17 protein-coding genes are annotated in these 14,903 nt (G+C 71.6%); 5 read left to right on the plus strand and 12 right to left on the minus strand.

The genetic code is table 11. The features are described from left to right. Positions 1-66 precede the first annotated feature (66 nt). The gene (locus EF387_RS37790) at positions 67-1,662 is read right to left on the minus strand and encodes a serine/threonine-protein kinase (protein ID WP_238431922.1); all 1,596 of its coding nucleotides are present in this window, start codon (positions 1,660-1,662) and stop codon (positions 67-69) included. 364 nt (positions 1,663-2,026) lie between these two features. Between EF387_RS37790 and EF387_RS37795 the strand changes: the two genes are divergently transcribed. Further along, on the plus strand, positions 2,027-3,145 hold the full coding sequence (locus EF387_RS37795) for an NADH:flavin oxidoreductase (protein WP_128381127.1): 1,119 nt from the start codon (positions 2,027-2,029) through the stop codon (positions 3,143-3,145). A gap of 141 nt (positions 3,146-3,286) precedes the next feature. Here EF387_RS37795 and EF387_RS37800 read toward each other — a convergent pair whose 3' ends face one another. Then, entirely contained in the window at positions 3,287-3,862 is a 576-nt protein-coding gene (locus tag EF387_RS37800) for a TetR/AcrR family transcriptional regulator (protein WP_128381128.1), read from the minus strand. Between the two features lie 70 nt (positions 3,863-3,932). On the opposite strand from EF387_RS37800, the gene EF387_RS37805 reads away from it, so the two are divergent. Continuing rightward, positions 3,933-4,520, plus strand: coding sequence for a dihydrofolate reductase family protein (locus EF387_RS37805; protein ID WP_128381129.1), 588 nt, complete (start codon positions 3,933-3,935; stop codon positions 4,518-4,520). A gap of 31 nt (positions 4,521-4,551) precedes the next feature. On the opposite strand, the gene EF387_RS37810 is transcribed toward EF387_RS37805, so the two are convergent. The 4 genes from EF387_RS37810 to EF387_RS37825 all read right to left on the minus strand — a co-directional run bounded on the left by EF387_RS37810 (position 4,552) and on the right by EF387_RS37825 (position 7,408). Further along, on the minus strand, positions 4,552-5,139 hold the full coding sequence (locus EF387_RS37810; RefSeq protein ID WP_128381130.1) for a hypothetical protein: 588 nt from the start codon (positions 5,137-5,139) through the stop codon (positions 4,552-4,554). Positions 5,140-5,234: 95 nt separating this feature from the next. Then, a complete protein-coding gene (locus EF387_RS37815; RefSeq protein WP_238431923.1) occupies positions 5,235-6,149 on the minus strand; it encodes a hypothetical protein in 915 nt (304 codons plus the stop codon). Between the two features lie 220 nt (positions 6,150-6,369). Further along, complete coding sequence (locus EF387_RS37820; protein ID WP_128381131.1) at positions 6,370-6,633, minus strand: DUF397 domain-containing protein; 264 nt, start codon at positions 6,631-6,633, stop codon at positions 6,370-6,372. Further along, entirely contained in the window at positions 6,617-7,408 is a 792-nt protein-coding gene (locus EF387_RS37825; protein WP_128381132.1) for a helix-turn-helix domain-containing protein, read from the minus strand. Before EF387_RS37825 ends, EF387_RS37820 begins: the two co-directional genes overlap by 17 nt. A 174-nt stretch (positions 7,409-7,582) precedes the next feature. On the opposite strand from EF387_RS37825, the gene EF387_RS37830 reads away from it, so the two are divergent. Continuing rightward, positions 7,583-7,987, plus strand: coding sequence for a hypothetical protein (locus tag EF387_RS37830; RefSeq protein ID WP_162467278.1), 405 nt, complete (start codon positions 7,583-7,585; stop codon positions 7,985-7,987). A gap of 73 nt (positions 7,988-8,060) precedes the next feature. Here EF387_RS37830 and murQ read toward each other — a convergent pair whose 3' ends face one another. Together murQ and EF387_RS37840 are read right to left on the minus strand one after the other, a co-directional pair. Beyond that, complete coding sequence (gene murQ, locus EF387_RS37835) at positions 8,061-9,047, minus strand: N-acetylmuramic acid 6-phosphate etherase (protein WP_128381133.1); 987 nt, start codon at positions 9,045-9,047, stop codon at positions 8,061-8,063. Positions 9,048-9,120: 73 nt separating this feature from the next. Beyond that, the gene (locus tag EF387_RS37840) at positions 9,121-10,047 is read right to left on the minus strand and encodes a MurR/RpiR family transcriptional regulator (RefSeq protein ID WP_202918491.1); all 927 of its coding nucleotides are present in this window, start codon (positions 10,045-10,047) and stop codon (positions 9,121-9,123) included. Between the two features lie 106 nt (positions 10,048-10,153). On the opposite strand from EF387_RS37840, the gene EF387_RS37845 reads away from it, so the two are divergent. After that, complete coding sequence (locus EF387_RS37845) at positions 10,154-10,537, plus strand: hypothetical protein (protein ID WP_128381134.1); 384 nt, start codon at positions 10,154-10,156, stop codon at positions 10,535-10,537. Next, complete coding sequence (locus EF387_RS37850) at positions 10,537-10,842, plus strand: DUF4031 domain-containing protein (RefSeq protein WP_128381135.1); 306 nt, start codon at positions 10,537-10,539, stop codon at positions 10,840-10,842. The genes EF387_RS37845 and EF387_RS37850 overlap by 1 nt, the downstream gene beginning before the upstream one ends. On the opposite strand, the gene EF387_RS37855 is transcribed toward EF387_RS37850, so the two are convergent. The 4 genes from EF387_RS37855 to EF387_RS47650 form a co-directional block, all read right to left on the minus strand. Next, entirely contained in the window at positions 10,824-11,903 is a 1,080-nt protein-coding gene (locus tag EF387_RS37855) for a GNAT family N-acetyltransferase (RefSeq protein ID WP_128381136.1), read from the minus strand. The genes EF387_RS37850 and EF387_RS37855 overlap by 19 nt on opposite strands. Positions 11,904-11,921: 18 nt before the next feature. Continuing rightward, complete coding sequence (locus EF387_RS37860) at positions 11,922-13,220, minus strand: Cmx/CmrA family chloramphenicol efflux MFS transporter (RefSeq protein WP_128381137.1); 1,299 nt, start codon at positions 13,218-13,220, stop codon at positions 11,922-11,924. A 470-nt stretch (positions 13,221-13,690) separates the two neighbouring features. Further along, entirely contained in the window at positions 13,691-14,335 is a 645-nt protein-coding gene (locus EF387_RS37865; protein ID WP_128381138.1) for an HD domain-containing protein, read from the minus strand. A 25-nt stretch (positions 14,336-14,360) separates the two neighbouring features. Next, the gene (locus EF387_RS47650) at positions 14,361-14,888 is read right to left on the minus strand and encodes a hypothetical protein (protein ID WP_202918492.1); all 528 of its coding nucleotides are present in this window, start codon (positions 14,886-14,888) and stop codon (positions 14,361-14,363) included. Positions 14,889-14,903 lie beyond the last annotated feature (15 nt).

The raw sequence follows: 14,903 nt of genomic DNA on the forward strand, positions 1-14,903 counted from the left end.
ATCGAGCTTCAGGGCTCAGTTCTCAGGGCTCAGTTTTCGGGGCTCGGTTTTCGGGGGTTTCGGGGCTCAGTTGAGGCGGTTCTCCGTCAGGGGGACACCGTGGCGGGCGGCGAAGGCGCGGACGGCATCGGGGAGAGCGGGAGCGTCGCCGACCGGGGTGAGCAGTTCCGTGCGGACGCGGGCGATTCCCTTTTTCCGGCTGGTGCGCAGCCATGCCGGGCGCAGGAAGCCGTGCGGAAGGTGTCCCCCGCGGAGCCGCACGGTGAGCCGGATCCCCTTGGCATTGGTGTCCAGTTCCAGCGACTTGGTGTCGGCCCAGCGCAGCACGATCGGCCACTTCGGGGAGCCCACCCCGATTCCCGCATCGTTGAGTACGACACCGTGATGGCCGCTGACGAGCAGGCCGATGAGCCGACCGGTCACGACGAACGTGGCAACAACGGTCAACACCATCAGCGGAAGGGACAGCTGCGAGTAGAAGTTCACCGCCGACGCCACCACGAGCCCGAACGCGATGAGCATCTGCCGGCCGATAAAGCGCGCCCAGTCTCTTCGGCTGTGCTGGTAGAGGGCGTCCGGTGGTGCGGCGGAGGCCGCGTGGGGTGCGGGGGTGGAGGCGGCGGGCGGTGCGGCGAAAGCCGGGTGCGGGGTGGCGGAGGCCGGGTGCGGGGTGGCGGAGGCCGGGTGCGGGGTGGCTGAGGCCGCGTGCGGGGCGGGGGTGGAGGGCGGTGCGGGGAAGGCCGCGTGCGGTGCCGGGAAGGCCGCGTGCGGGGCGGGGGTGGCCGGTGGTGCGGCGAAGGCCACGTCCGAGGCGGGAGTGGCGGGGGTGTGGTCGGCCACCGAAGGCCACGGGGTACGCGGGTCGTCGGGCGTGAGGCCGGGGCGGTTCGCGCACCAGTGCAACACCTGCCGCGGTGTGGGCCGCATGGCGGGCTCCTTGTGGAGACAGGCCAGGACCAGCTCACGCAGTGCCTCGGGCACCGCCGACAGGTCGGGCTCCCCGTACACCGCGCGGAATATCGCTCCGAGCGAGGGGGTCTCGCCCCCGAACGCCTCGCCGCCCGCCGCCGAGACCAGTACGGCACCCAGGGCGAATACGTCACTCGCTCCGGTGACCGGCTCGCCCAGCGCCTGCTCCGGGGCCAGGAACCCCGGGGTTCCGAGTGCCACGCCGGTGGCGGTCAGCTGTATGCCCTCCGCGGCCCGGGCGATCCCGAAGTCCAGTACCCGGGCGCCGTCGTCGGTCAGGACGATGTTGCTCGGTTTGAAGTCGCGGTGCACCAGCCCGCAGGAGTGGATCGCCTCCAGCGCCTCGGCCAGCTCGGCGGCGAGCGTCCAGAGCCGCTTCTCGTTCAACGGGCCGTTCTCGGAGACCTCTTCGGACAGCGTCGGACCCTTGACGTACGCGCTGGCCATCCACGGAAACTCCGCGTAGGGATCGGCGGCCACCACCGCGGCCGTGTGGAAGCCGCCGACCTTGCGGGCCGCCTCCACCTCGTGACGGAACCGTTCCCTGAACTGGGGCTGGTCAGCCAACCCGGCGTGGATCACCTTCACGGCGACCGCCCGGCCGGAGGGCGAGCGCGCCAGATAGACCGAGCCCATGCCTCCGGTGCCCAACTCGCGCTCGATCACGTAGTCCCCCACACGTGTCCCGATCACGGCGACCCCTCAGGTATGCGACGAAATGTCGGTTGCGTGTCAACTCATGTGACCTAGCGAGACGGTTGATGTGGCAGACGCTACCGCGCTTCCCCGCCGTCGACGAAGGCGGACCACGCATCGGTCCGGACCGCGCCTCGTCGCACTGGCGGTGCGGCCGGCTCGGGCCGGGCAGCGCGCGCGGCCCGGTCCGGCAGCGCGGTTGGCCCGGACCGTGGTCCGGATCACACATGCCGCGGGCGGGGTGGCGGAATGGGCGCATCGCGCCGACCGGTTGACCCCCGTGGGTGATCGATGCGCACGCACATACCGCACGGAACCCACTGCCGCTCGACGTCGAACGACTTCTCCGAGGAGTCCCTCTGTGACTGCCACCTCTTCCCGCGCCGCTGAGATCCTCTCCCGGCCCGTCTCCATCAACGGGCTGACCGTGCCGAACCGGATCGTCATGGCCCCCATGACCCGCATGTTCTCCCCGGGCGGCATCCCCGGCGAGGACGTGGTGTCGTACTACGCCCGCCGCGCCGCCGCCGGGGTGGGACTGATCGTCACCGAGGGCACCTACGTCGGGCACGAGTCGGCCGGGCAGAGCGACCGGGTCCCGCGGTTCCACGGTGCGGAGCAGCTCGCGGGGTGGGCGAAGGTCGCGGACGCCGTGCACGAGGCGGGCGGCAGGATCGTGCCGCAGCTGTGGCACATCGGCATGGTGCGCAACGCGGGCGAGCCGCCGTTCGCGGACGCGCCCGCGATGGGCCCGTCCGGTCTTCGCCTCGACGGCACCGAGGGCACCGGCAAGGCGATGACCCAGCAGGACCTCGACGATGTGATCGCCGCGTTCGCCGAGTCGGCCGCCGCGGCCGAGCGGATCGGGTTCGACGGCGTCGAACTGCACGGCGCGCACGGCTATCTGATCGACCAGTTCCTGTGGGCCGGCACCAACCGCCGTGCCGACGCCTACGGCGGCGACCCGGTCGCGCGGACGAAGTTCGCCGCGGAGATCGTGGCCGCGGTGCGCGCGGCGGTCTCCCCGTCCTTCCCGGTCCTCTTCCGTTACTCCCAGTGGAAGCAGGACGCCTACGACGCCCGGATCGCCGAAACCCCGGAGGAGCTGGAGTCCGTCCTGACCCCGCTCGCCGCCGCCGGCGTGGACGCCTTCCACGCCTCCACACGCCGCTACTGGTTGCCCGAGTTCGACGGCTCCGACCTCAACCTCGCGGGCTGGACGAAGAAACTCACGGGCAAGCCCGCCATCACCGTCGGCTCGGTCGGCCTGGACGGCGACTTCCTCAAGGCCTTCGTGGGCGAGGGTGCCCCCACCAAGGGCATCGACGACCTGCTGGACCGCCTGGAGTCCGAGGAGTTCGACCTCGTGGCGATCGGCCGCGCCCTGCTCGCCGACCCGGAGTGGGCGGCGAAGGTCCTTCAGGGCCGCTTCGACGAGCTGTCGGCGTACGACGCGGCGTCGCTGACCACGCTGAGCTGATCGGCCGCACTCCGCTGATGGGGCGGCATCCCGGTACCGGAGACGGATACCAGGGGTGCCGCCCTCGTCATTGCGGCCTGCTGCCGGCCTCTTGCCCGCTCACGGTCCCCGGCTCAGTGCTCACCGCTCACCGCTCACCGCTCACGGTGTCACGATGCGTTCGACCGCGGCCTGCACGAGCTGTTCGCGCTCGGCCTCCGAGAACACCTCGGGCAGGGTGAGCTGTTCGACGACGAGCCAGTTGAAGGCCAGGTACAGCAGCCGGGCGGCGGTCGCTCCGCCGGGCAGGCCGGAGTCCTCGTGGCCTGCCACGATGGCGTCGACGTCGGCGCGGACGCGTTCGGTCAGCAGTGTGCGCAGCTCGGGGCGCCGGGTGGCCTCGAGGCGCAGTTCGAGAAGTGCCAGATAGCCGCTGCGGAACGCGCTGACCCGGCCGATCAGCTCGCGCATCAGCTTCGCGTAGCTTTCCCGGTCCACTGTGCTCGCCATCATCCGTGCGGCCGTCGCCTCGTCGGGCTGGAGCCGTTCGTAGACGCGGGTGCCTGCCTGGATGAGCAGGTCGTCGCGGTTGGCGAAGTAGTTGGAGGCCGTGCCGACGGGCACGGCGGCTTCCGTGTCCACCGCCCGGAAGGTCAGGCCCCGCGCGCCTTCCCTGGCCAGCACCTCGATCGCGGCATCGATGAGGGCAGCCCTGCGCTCGTCGTTCCTGCGCACCATTGACACCACTCCGTTTGTAGTACTACGGTCAAACCACTTCAGTCAGAGTACTACGGATCAAGGTGTTCGCATGCGAAAGCTCGTCTACTACATCGCGGTCTCCATCGACGGCTACATCGCCGGCCCCGGCGGGGAGTACGACTTCTACCCGCTCGGCGACGAGGAGCAGGCCGCTGCCTACTCGGCGTGGATGAATGCCCGCTTACCCGAGACAGTGCCCACCTTCGCGCGCGCTGCCCAGGGTCTGGCCGACACGCCCAACCAGCGCTTCGACACCGTGCTGATGGGGCTCGGTACCTACCGCCCCGGCCTGGAGGCGGGCTTCACCAGCCCGTACGCCCACCTGCGCCAGTACGTCGTGTCCAGCACGCTCGCGCCCGACATCGACCCGGCCGTCACCGTGGTCGCCAAGGACCCGCTCGCCCTGGTCCGCGAACTCAAACAGGAGGAGGGCAAGGACATCTGGCTGTGCGGCGGCGGCGTCCTCGCCGGTCAGCTGCTGCCCGAGATCGACGAACTGATCATCAAGAGCTACCCCGTGGTCGCCGGGTCCGGAATTCCGGTGTTCAGCGGAGAGTTCGACCCGACCCTCTTCCGGGTCACCGACCGCACCTCGTTCGACAACGACGTGACCGTCACCTGGTTCACCCGGCGATGACGCCTTCAGAGCGGAGTCGGCTCGCGGAGGCTCACACGTTCCCCATCGGTTCGATGTCCACCCGGACCGGTTCGCCCCAGATGCGCAGGACCTCGTAGTCGGTGAACTCGTGGACGAGGCGGTACGCCATCGCGGGGCGGGAGCCGCGGCGCTGGGCGGCGAGGTACTGCTCCGCCTCCTGGCGGTCGCGGCGCGGGGTGCCGCACAGTTGCCAAGCCTGGCCCGTCCACATCTCCGGGAGCCAGCGCTGCTGCGGCTGCGGGCGGTCCGCGCGTACGCCGTAACGGGACGGGGTGCGCACCAGGGGCTCCTCCGGGGCCGCCGAACGGCCGCGCGGAAAGGTTCCGTTCAGCTGTGAGCGGCGGGCGGTCCGGCGGCGTGTCTCGCACAGCAGGCACTTGTCCGGCGCGTCCTTGTCCACCGGCCCGTTCGGATGCTCGGGGCACCGGGTGCTGGGCACCTCGCTGGAGACGCTCTCCTCCAACAGGTCCAGGGCCCGCCGCAGGTCCGCCTTCACCTCGTACAGCTGTGCGTCGGGCGTGGTCGCCGTCAAGGCCTCCCCGTGCTCACCGAGGACGCGCAGGGCTCGGCCGAGGGCGGTGAGTTGTGCGTGGTTCATGGTGGTGGTGCCCCTCCCCTGTCGGTACCTCGGCGTCGGCTCCCAGCCTCGCACGCGCCACTGACAACGGGGTCAGTCGGCGTAGTCCTCGGGCGTCATACGGGTGGCCTTTCTCGTCTCCGCTCCAGCAGCGCGGTGCGGATCCCGGCCGCGTGGGACCGGACGTCGGGGAGGGGCGGGCCCTCGTGCCCGGGGGCGCGGTCGCCCCGGCACGCTCTGCAGAAGCCGCCCGGCAGGGCCTCCGGGCGGCCCGGGACGCCGCATTCCGCGCACTCCAGGAGGCGGCGGGGCGGGGGCGGGGCCTCTCGTGGTTCTCGTACGGGTGGGAGTTTGTTCGTCAGGCGGTTGCGGAGCAGGGCGGCCGGGTGGTGCACCGGGGTCGGGAGGCCGGCCGTCAGTGTCTGGATGACCGCCTCGTCCGTAACGCCCCGCGTGAACCACTCCGCCAGCAGCGGGGCCAGCTCCATGCACTCCGTGTGGGACAGCGTCAGGACCGGGGCCGTGCGGCTGAGTGCCGCGAGCAGGATATGAGCGCGGGAACGGGTCTGACGCGGGCGGTCCGGGGTATCTGGAATGTCTGGAGTATCCGGCGGCTCCGCGGGCTCCTTCGGCACCTCGCCCCGTGTGAACGCCGCCCACCAGCCGTCGTCACGCGCCGTACGAGACCACCACGATCGGGTGATCCATCGTGCGCCGCCGTCGCTTGCGCTCACCTGTTCGCGGCCCCGGCGCAAGTGGCCTTCCCGGTGGAGGTTGTTGAGGGCCGTGCGGAGTGCGCATTGCCCGTACGGGAGCTGCTTGGCCAGCGTTTTCACCGAGATGTCGGCGCCGTTGGGCAGGCGGTCGATGTACGAGGCGATCGACGCTTCGCGGTTGGGCAGGTGTGCGAAGTCGTGGTTCGTACGCGGGAGTTGGTCCGGCGCGGCGAGCTTTCCATAGCCCGGATTGGCCATTGGATGGGCGGTCGCGTGCGCGGGGAGGGCGGTAGCACTAAGCTTGGCTTCAGCCATGGGATCGATGTTTCCGATCTCGCTTGGTTAAGCCCCCGCAGGTGTTGCCGCACCTAGCGGGGGCTGTCGTCTTTCAGCGCACGTTAGAGCCTTGTCACTGTGCGTGGCAAGTCGACTGCTCCGAGTCAACTCGCGGGGTGGGTGGGTGGGTTGAGACCCACTCCCAATCCAAGCAAAGAGGGCTCGGAGCTCGCCGCTTGAGCTTCGGGCCCGGTTCCGGTCAGCCGAGCTTGAGGTTTTCGACGAACGCCGACCACGCCTCCGCCCGGAACACGAGCTTCGGGCCGTGCGGGTTCTTGGAGTCGCGGACGGGGACCACCTCGGGGTGGCCGTCGGCCACTTCGAGGCAGTTGCCTCCGTCACCGCCGCTGTACGTCGACTTGCGCCAGCGGGCCACTTCGAGGCAGTTGCCGCCGCTGCCGCCGCTGTAGCTGGATTTATGCCAGGTCGCCGCGGTCAGGTCGTACTCAGGGATGCTCCTCATGGGCGTAATCGTCCGCCATCGCCTCGATCAGGGCCAGGGAGTTCTCGGGTGAGAGCGCGCAGGCGGTGAGGAGTTCGTAGGTGTGCCGCTGGCACTTCACCGTGGTCGGTTCATCATCGATCCGTCCGGTGCCGATGCCTTCGAAATAGACCAGCGGAGGCGCGTCCTCGAAGTCCATCAGTTTGAGGGCGCCTTCCATCGCCGCGTGCGCCCCCGCTTCGAAAGGCAGTACCTGCACGATGACCCGGTTCCGGCGGACCAGGCCGACGATGTGGCGCAGCGCCTCCGCCATCACCTCTGGTCCACCCGTCACTCTGCGCAACGCCGCTTCGTCAACCACCGTATACAACAAAGGATCTGTTGGATCGTCGAGAAGGCGAGCCCGCTCGATCCGGGCCGTCACCAACTCCTCGATCACCTCGTCCGGAGCCGTCGGCTGATACGCGCGGCACACCGCCCGTGCGTAGGCAGGAGTCTGAAGAAGCCCCGGAACCAGCAGCGGTGCATACTCCCTGATCTCCGTCGCCGCGGCCTCCGCCTCCGCCGCCTCCGCGAAGTGCTCCGGATACTTCGACCGCGCCGCCGCACCGCAGTTCCGTAAGAAGAAGTCCTCCGTTCCCAGCGCCTCGTCCAGCATTCGCGCGTACTCCTGCTGCATCCGCCGCGTCCCCGCCTCCAGTTGCCCGATGAACGAGCCGCTCACGAACAGGCGTTGGCCCAGCTCGTCCTGGCTGAGGCCCGCCTTCTCGCGGGCGTGGCGGAGTTCGGCGCCCAGTAGCGCGCGAGGAGAAGAGGATGGGTCGAGGTCCTTGGGCCCGGGCGTGCGGTTCCCTCGCTGCTTCGCTCCCCGTCCAACAGTCCGTGTTGTTGGACGTCGTACCTGGCCAGGCTAGGGCTCCGTCGGACACGCTGTGTTGCGAACCGTGAACCCTGCGTGGAGATGTCGGAGATGGAGGAGCAGGTGCGCTCGACCGAGGAAGTCGTGGAATCGCTGCGGGAGGCACTCGCGGGCGTGGGTGTCGTACTGCCCTCGCTGCGGGTCGATCCGGTGACCGGGGCGAGTGAGGAGCCGTTCGCCCTGGTGGCGTTGGGGCGCTGCAACGTGCGTACGGCCGAGCGGCTGGCGTCGGTGGTGCGGGGTGAGCGGCCGGCTGTGGGCACGTTTGCCGTGGACGAACGCGACGGGCGGGTCGGCGAGGTCATGGGGCATGTGGGTGGGGTCGTGCAGCTGCGGCCCGTCGCCGGCGGGCGGGAGTGGGACTGTCCGCCGGAGTCCCTGGGGCCCGCTCCGTCGCGGGAGGTGCTGCGGGCCCGCGTCCGAAGGGCGAACGCCGACAGCGGGTTCCACGCTTGAGCGGGCCACGGGCTACCCGATCCCGCCCGCTTTCCTCGCTTCCCCCGAGAACAACCTCTTCGCAGGACCGACGTCAGGAAGTGGCTGCCGCCAGCGCTGTCCGCAGTCGGCCGTCCCCCTCCGCCAGGAGGCGGGCGGCCGTGGGGCCGTCCACCCCGCCGAGGATGGTGAGGATCGCGTTCTTCACCTCGCCGTCCGTCTCCGCCAGCGCCGCCTCGATCTCCTTGTCCGTCGCACCCGTGGCGAGGGCCACGATCCGGTGGGAGCGGGCGCGGAGCTTGTCGTTGGAGGCGCGGACGTCGACCATCAGGTTCCCGTAGGTCTTGCCCAGGCGGATCATCGTGATCGTAGAGAGCATGTTGAGGACCAGCTTCTGGGCCGTGCCCGCCTTCAGCCGGGTGGACCCGGTGAGCAGTTCGGGGCCCACGACGACCTCGATGCCGTGCTCCGCGGCGCCGGCCAGCGCGCTGCCCGCGTTGCAGGACACACCGACCGTCAGGGCCCCGGCCGCCCGGGCGTGTTCGACCGCGCCGATAGCGTACGGGGTGCGGCCCGACGCAGAGACGCCGACCACCGTGTCGTCGGACGTCAGGGTGAGTCGCGCGAGGTCCTCGACCGCCAGCTCGCGCGAGTCCTCCGCGCCCTCGATGGAACTCGCGATCGCCTCCGGGCCGCCCGCGATCAGGCCCACCACCTGGGACGGGTCGGTGTTGAAGGTGGGCGGGCACTCGGAGGCGTCCAGAATGCCCAGTCGCCCTGCCGTGCCCGCGCCCGCGTAGACCAGCCGGCCGCCGCCTGCCATGCGCTCCGCGATGGCGTCGATCGCGGCGGCGATCTGCGGCAGCCGCGCGGCGACCGCGCCCGCCACCGTCGCGTCCTCGCCGTTCATGATCCGCGCGATCTCCAGCGTCGGCAGCCGGTCGATCTCGGCGAACTCGGGACGGAACGCCTCGGTGGTCAGCGAGTCCAGTTCCGCGCGGAGCCGGTCGGGGGTGGGCTCCGGGCCGCGGCCGGGTGCGCGGTCGTGGTGGAGGCCCTCGTGGGAAGGGGTGGAGGTCATGGGGGACGACTCTTTCCCGTGCGTTCCGTTGGTCTGGTCGCTTTCCGCACGACTGTAAACCCGTGGCCACCGGTCAGCGGCGTGCGCCGCCCCGCGGGCGGTGCCGGTGCGCCAGCGCCTCGTAGGACGCGGCGAGCGCGGGCGCGGCCGCGTCGTACGTGCGTTGCGCGACCCCTACGAACAGGCAGTCCACGACGAGCAGTTGACTCGTGCGGGACGACATCGCCGCCGGGCGCAGCTCGCTCTCGCGGGCGGTGGACGTGGTCAGGACGTGGTCCGCGTACTGGGACACCGGCCCATCCGGGCGGCCCGTGACGGCGACCGTCGTCGCGCCGTGCTCGAAGGCGACCCGGAGCGGCTCGATCACATCGCCCGTCGAGCCCGAGTGGGTGATGGCTGTCGCCACGTCACCGGCGCGCAGTTGGACCGCGTTGGTCACGGCGAGGTGCGGGTCGCTGTGGGCGTGGGCGAGCAGGCCGATGCGCAGCAGCTTCTGGACCAGGTCCTGGGCGACCAGACCGGAGGCGCCGACGCCGTAGACGTCGATGCGGCGGGCCGCGGACAGCGCGGCGACCGCGGCCTCGAGTTGGGCGGTGTCGAGCCCGGCCGCGGTGTCGGCGAGAGTCTGCTGTTCGTCGCGGGCGAGCTTGGCCACGACGTCCGAGATCGGATCGTCGACCGCGATGTCGGCGGTGACGGCGGGGGCCCGGCCCGACTGCTGCTGGGCGGCGAGCCCGGCGAGCGCGAGCCGCAGATCGCGGTAGCCGGGGTAGCCGAGGAGCCGGGCGGTGCGGACCACCGTCGCCTCGCTGGTGCCGGTGCGTTCGGCCAGACCGGTGACCGTGAGGGCCGCGCAGCCGGCCGGGTCACCGGCGACGGCCTCGGCGACCCGTTGCATGGAGCGGGTCATCGAGGGGGCGAGCGTGCGTACTTTGGCGGCGAGGGCGGCCGGCGCGGGCGGTGTCTCGCCGACGAAACTTTCCTTCACTTCACGGGTCACCTTCGGAACATATTTTCGCACCGGAGGGTGGTCAAGGCCACGTGCGCCGGTCAGGGGCCTCGAACGGTCGTGGCACGGGCCGGGGCGCGCGGCGCACAATGGACGTATGGATCCCGTCAGTCCCCTGGAGCAGGCGCTGCACGCCGCTCGTGCGCTCGTCCTCGCCGATCTCGTCTCGGGCGAGGTCGCCGAGGCCGAGGTCGTCTCGTTGGTCGAGGACTCCGTGGCGCAGCGCCGCTGGTGGGTCCAGCACTGGCCGGACGGCGCGGACTTCGTCGCGGGGCTGATCGCCCAGGACGTCCAGGACGCGCTGCTGGACCGCTACGGCCGTTGGCCGCTGTGCCCCGTCTGCGGCGCCGGCGACCCGCACGCCCTGGAGGTCGAACCGGAACTGGGCCCCGACCCGCACTGGGTGTGCCACAAGGCCGGGGTGAAGGTCGCGGCGGTGGGCTCGCTGGGTCCGGCGACTGGCGGGATGACCTCTTCCTGATGGCCGTCTACATCGACCCGCCCACCTGGCCGGGCCACGGCCGGCTGTGGTCGCACCTGATCAGCGACGTCTCGTTCGAGGAACTGCACGCCTTCGCCCGGCGGTTGGGCGTGCCGGAGCGAGCCTTCGAACGCGACCACTACGACATCCCGTCGCACCGGTACGCGGACGTGGTGCGGGCGGGGGCGGTGGAGGTCAGCAGCCGCGAGGTGGTGCGGCTGCTCACGGCGGCGGGACTACGGCGCCCGAAGGGCCGCCCCGCGCAGGGTCCTCAGCCCCAGGATCCTCAGCCCCGCAACTCGTAGGCGAACCGCTCCCCGTCCGCACTCACCCGAGTGAACCCGGCGCGGGAGACGACCGCTTGGGAGGGGAGGTTGGTCCGGTCGACGACCGCGAAGAGGCTCTTGACGTCGTCGCGTGCCAGCGCCCACGCCGACAGCGCGCGCAGCGCCTCCGTCGCGTAGCCGTGGCCGCGGGCCGCTTCCGCCAGGTCGTAGCCGATCTCGGCGCGGTCCTCCTCGCCCGGCGGGCCGTGGAAGCCCATGCCGCCGACCGCTCGGCCGTCCTCCTCGCGGACGAGGACGAACACGCCCCACTCCGGGCGGTGCACCCCTGCCTCGTAGGCCTTGACGAGCATGCCCGCTGCCTCCCGCGTCCCCTCGTACGGGCCGCCCTCCACCCACTCGAAGCCGCCGGTGCCGCCCGCGGCGAGTTCCGCGGCGGAGGCGGGGGTGAGGCCGGTGAGGGTGAGGCGTTCGGCGGGGATCACGAGGTTGTTGCTCCAGCGCCATTCGGTCAGGCGCGGGCGGTCCGGGAGAGCGGTGCGGCCCGTCGCCCACAGGAGGGTCTGCCAGGGGTCGGCGCCCGGCCGGACGTGCGGGAAGAGCCGGGTGAGGACCGCCGTGCACAGGTCCCCGGGCGGCTCGTAGGCGAGGCCCAGTCCCGCGGCGGCGTCGTACGTGTGCAGCAGCACTTCGGCGACGCCCATCGCGGCGAAGCCCGTGCGGTCCGCGCTGCCGAACGGGTAGGGGTGGAAGGCGCGTGCCCGGGGCGGGGCGCTGCGGACGGTGGCGGCCAGCAGGGCGGCGGTCATCTCGACCATCTGCAGCAAGCCCTCGTTGTCGGTCTCGTCCTCGACCTTCAGCTCGAAGCCCGCGCGCCGGTCCCTGGCGCACACCGCGAGTCGCCCCGCGTACTTGACGAGATCGTCCGCGATGTGTTCGACCGTCTGCCGCACGCTCCACTCCAGCGACCCCGCCGGGACACTCCAGTCCCGTCCGGCCACCGGCCGCAGCAGTGCCACCGCCCCCGCGACGGCTTCCGTCACCTGGTCCCCGCCCATGTCCCGCCCGTGCATGCTCAGCATGCGGGTGAGGATAGGTGGTCAGGTGCTGCTGCGCGCCGGGTTATTTTCCGCCGGTCGGCCGTTCGTTTTCGCCGGTCGGTCACCCATTTTCGCCGGTCGGTCACCCGTTCTCGCCGGTCGGTCACCCGTTCTCGCCGGTCGGCCGCTCGCGACCACTCGGGCCCGGGACTCGCCGGCCCGGTGCAGCCTGAGCGACATCCCTGCCGCGCCGATCGCCGCGGCTGTCATCGCGGCGCCCGCCCAGGCCGTGGACTCGAAACCGAGGCCGGCGTCGATGACCGTGCCGCCGAGCCAGGGGCCGCTGGTGTTGCCGAGGTTGAAGGTGGCCGTGGTGGTGGCGCCGGCGAGGGTGGGGGCGGCGCCCGCGACATTGAACATCCGGGTGTTGAGCGCCGGGGCCGTGTAGAAGGCGGAGACACCCAGCAGGAAGGCGAGCACGACGGCGGCCACCGCGTACTGCGCCAGCAGGGCCAGCGCGCCGAGCAGGACCGTCGAAGCCGCGATACCGCTGATCATGACGCCGAAGAGGTGCGCGTCCGCGAACCGGCCGCCGATCGCCGTGCCCACCAGGGCGCCGACGCCGAACAGCGCGAGGACCGTCGGCACCCAGCCGTCGGACAGCCCGGCCACGTCCGTGAGCAGCGGGGCGAGATAGCTGAAGGCGCAGAAGACCCCGCCCGCGGAGAGCGCGGTGACCAGGATCGAGAGCCAGACCTGGCGGTCGCGGTAGATGCTCAGTTCACGGGTGAGGCGAGGCGGTTCGTCGGGCGGGGCGATGCGGGGGATGAGCGCGACGACGCCGACCAATGCGATCGCGGAGGCCGCCCCCACGGCCCAGAACGCCGAGCGCCAGCCCAGGTGTTCACCGAGGAACGCACCCGCCGGGACACCCAGCACATTGGCGATCGACAGACCGCCGATCATCACCGCCATGGCCCGGGCCCGGGCGTTCACCGGAACCATCGCGATGGCCACGGCCGCTCCTACCGCCCAGAACCCCGCGCAGGCGAGGGCGCTCAGGACGCGGGAGGCGAACAGGACGGCGTAGTCCGGGGCGAGGGCACCGGCCACCTGGCCCAGGCCGAAGACGGAGATCAGGGTGATGAGGGTGGTGCGGCGGGGCAGGCGCAGGGTCACCACGGCGAGCAGCGGGGCGCCGACGACCATGCCGATCGCGAAGGCCGAGATCAGCAGACCGGCCCGGGGGATGGAGACGTCCATGTCCGAGGCGATCGGCGGCAGCAGCCCGGAGAGCATGAATTCGCTCGTCCCGAGTGCGAAGACGGAGAGTCCGAGGACGTAGACGGCGAGGGGCATACGAGTGGTGCCGGTGGTGCGGGCAGCGGGGTCTTTGGGGGCTGCCGGGCGTGGGCTTGCTGGGTCTGCGAGGCCTGCGAGGCCTGCGAGGCCTGCGGGGGCTGCCGGGCGTGCTGGGTTGGCTGGTTCTGCGAGGCCGCCGGGGGCTACGGGGATTGCTCGTTCTGCGGGGGCTGTGGGTGCCGCCGGGCCTGTTGGTTCCGGGCCTGTTGGTTCCGGGCCTGTTGGTTCCGGGCCTGCTGGTTCTGTGGCGGCTGTGGGGGCTGCGGGGTCTTCGGGGTCGTTGGGAGGGTGAGCGCGTGCGGGCATGTCGGGCGTCAACCCCGCGGGCGTTGGCGGGCATTCCCCCGGGGTGCGTCGTGCGGAGGGTTTCGGCCTGTGGGTTGGAGAGCGGTGGGGCGGCCGCTGTGGGTTGGGGGTGAGGCAGGCGGTGGGGCGGCCGGTGGGTTGGGGGTGAGGCAGGCGGTGGGTCAAGTGATGAGTCGGGTCAGTTCGGCGCGGAGGTTTTGGCGGGCCGCGTCCTCCCATACCTCAGCTCCGTACGGGGTCCTGAACAGCCTCGGCAGGTCGAGCAGTTGGCTGAGAACCACTGCCCGGCCCGCGCGGAAGGCATCGTCGGGGACGAACCCGTACTCCTCGCGGACGGCGGCGGCGTAGGCGGCGTACTCCGCGGGTGGCTTCGCCAGGACGGCGAGGTCGGCGTCGCACAGGACGGCGCCGTTCGTGTCGCCGGGCTCCGGGTCATGGGTGACGGTCAGCCGGACCAGACGCGCGACCTCGTCCGTCCTTGCCTGCGACACCCCGGCCTCGGGGAGCGCGCGTTCGGCGAGCCGCGCCGAGCGCTCCTCGTTGGTGTCGCGGTCCGGGAGGTACACGGCGTCGTGGAACCAGGCGGCCAGACGCACCGCTTCCGGGTCCGCCGCGTGGTCCTCCAGTACGTCGACATGGTCGAGGACCGCCGCCAGGTGGTCCACGGTGTGGTACCGCCGCTGCGGCTCCGACCAGCGCCGCAGGAGGTTGTCGGCGTAGGGGGACGGGTCGGGGTGGCGGGCACCCTCACGGGCCGCGAGCAGGGTCCTCAGCCAGCGGGAGCGCAGCGCGTCGAGGTCGGTCATGCCGCCATTGTTCCGCGAGGCGAGGTCAGTCGGCGGTGGCGGTGGCGCCGTCGGATTCGGTCGAGGTGGCGTTGTCGGTTTCCGTGGCGGTGGCGGGGCCGGCGTCGGGGTCGGTCTCCGTGGCGGGGTCGGTGTTGGGATCGGTGTTGGGGGAGGCCTGTTCCACTGGTCCACCGGTTCTGTGGTCGGGTCCGGCAGGAGAGGCGGAGGAGGCCGATGCGTCGGGCGGGGACGTGTCCGAGGGGGACGGGATGACCGGGTGAGCGGCGGAGGGGGACGGCGAAGGGCTTTGTGCGGGCGATGGGATGTCGGCCGGTCCGACCGGCGCCGCCGGGCGCCGTTCCGCGACGACGAGCAGGACGAGGGCCACGGCCGCGGCCAGCCCGAACAGCACTACGAGGGTCCGGCGGGCCGGAGGGAACGGGCGGCGGGAGCCGGTGGGAGGCGCGGCGGGCCGCAGGTCGTCCAGGCCGATCGCGTAGGCACGGGCCTCCAGCGCTTCGCGCAGTCTCCGTTCGATCGGCTCGTGATCGTGGGCCGGGCTGCTGCTCATCGGGACATCTCCAGG

Source organism: Streptomyces cavernae, from assembly GCF_004023625.1.
Lineage (GTDB): Bacteria > Actinomycetota > Actinomycetes > Streptomycetales > Streptomycetaceae > Streptomyces > Streptomyces cavernae.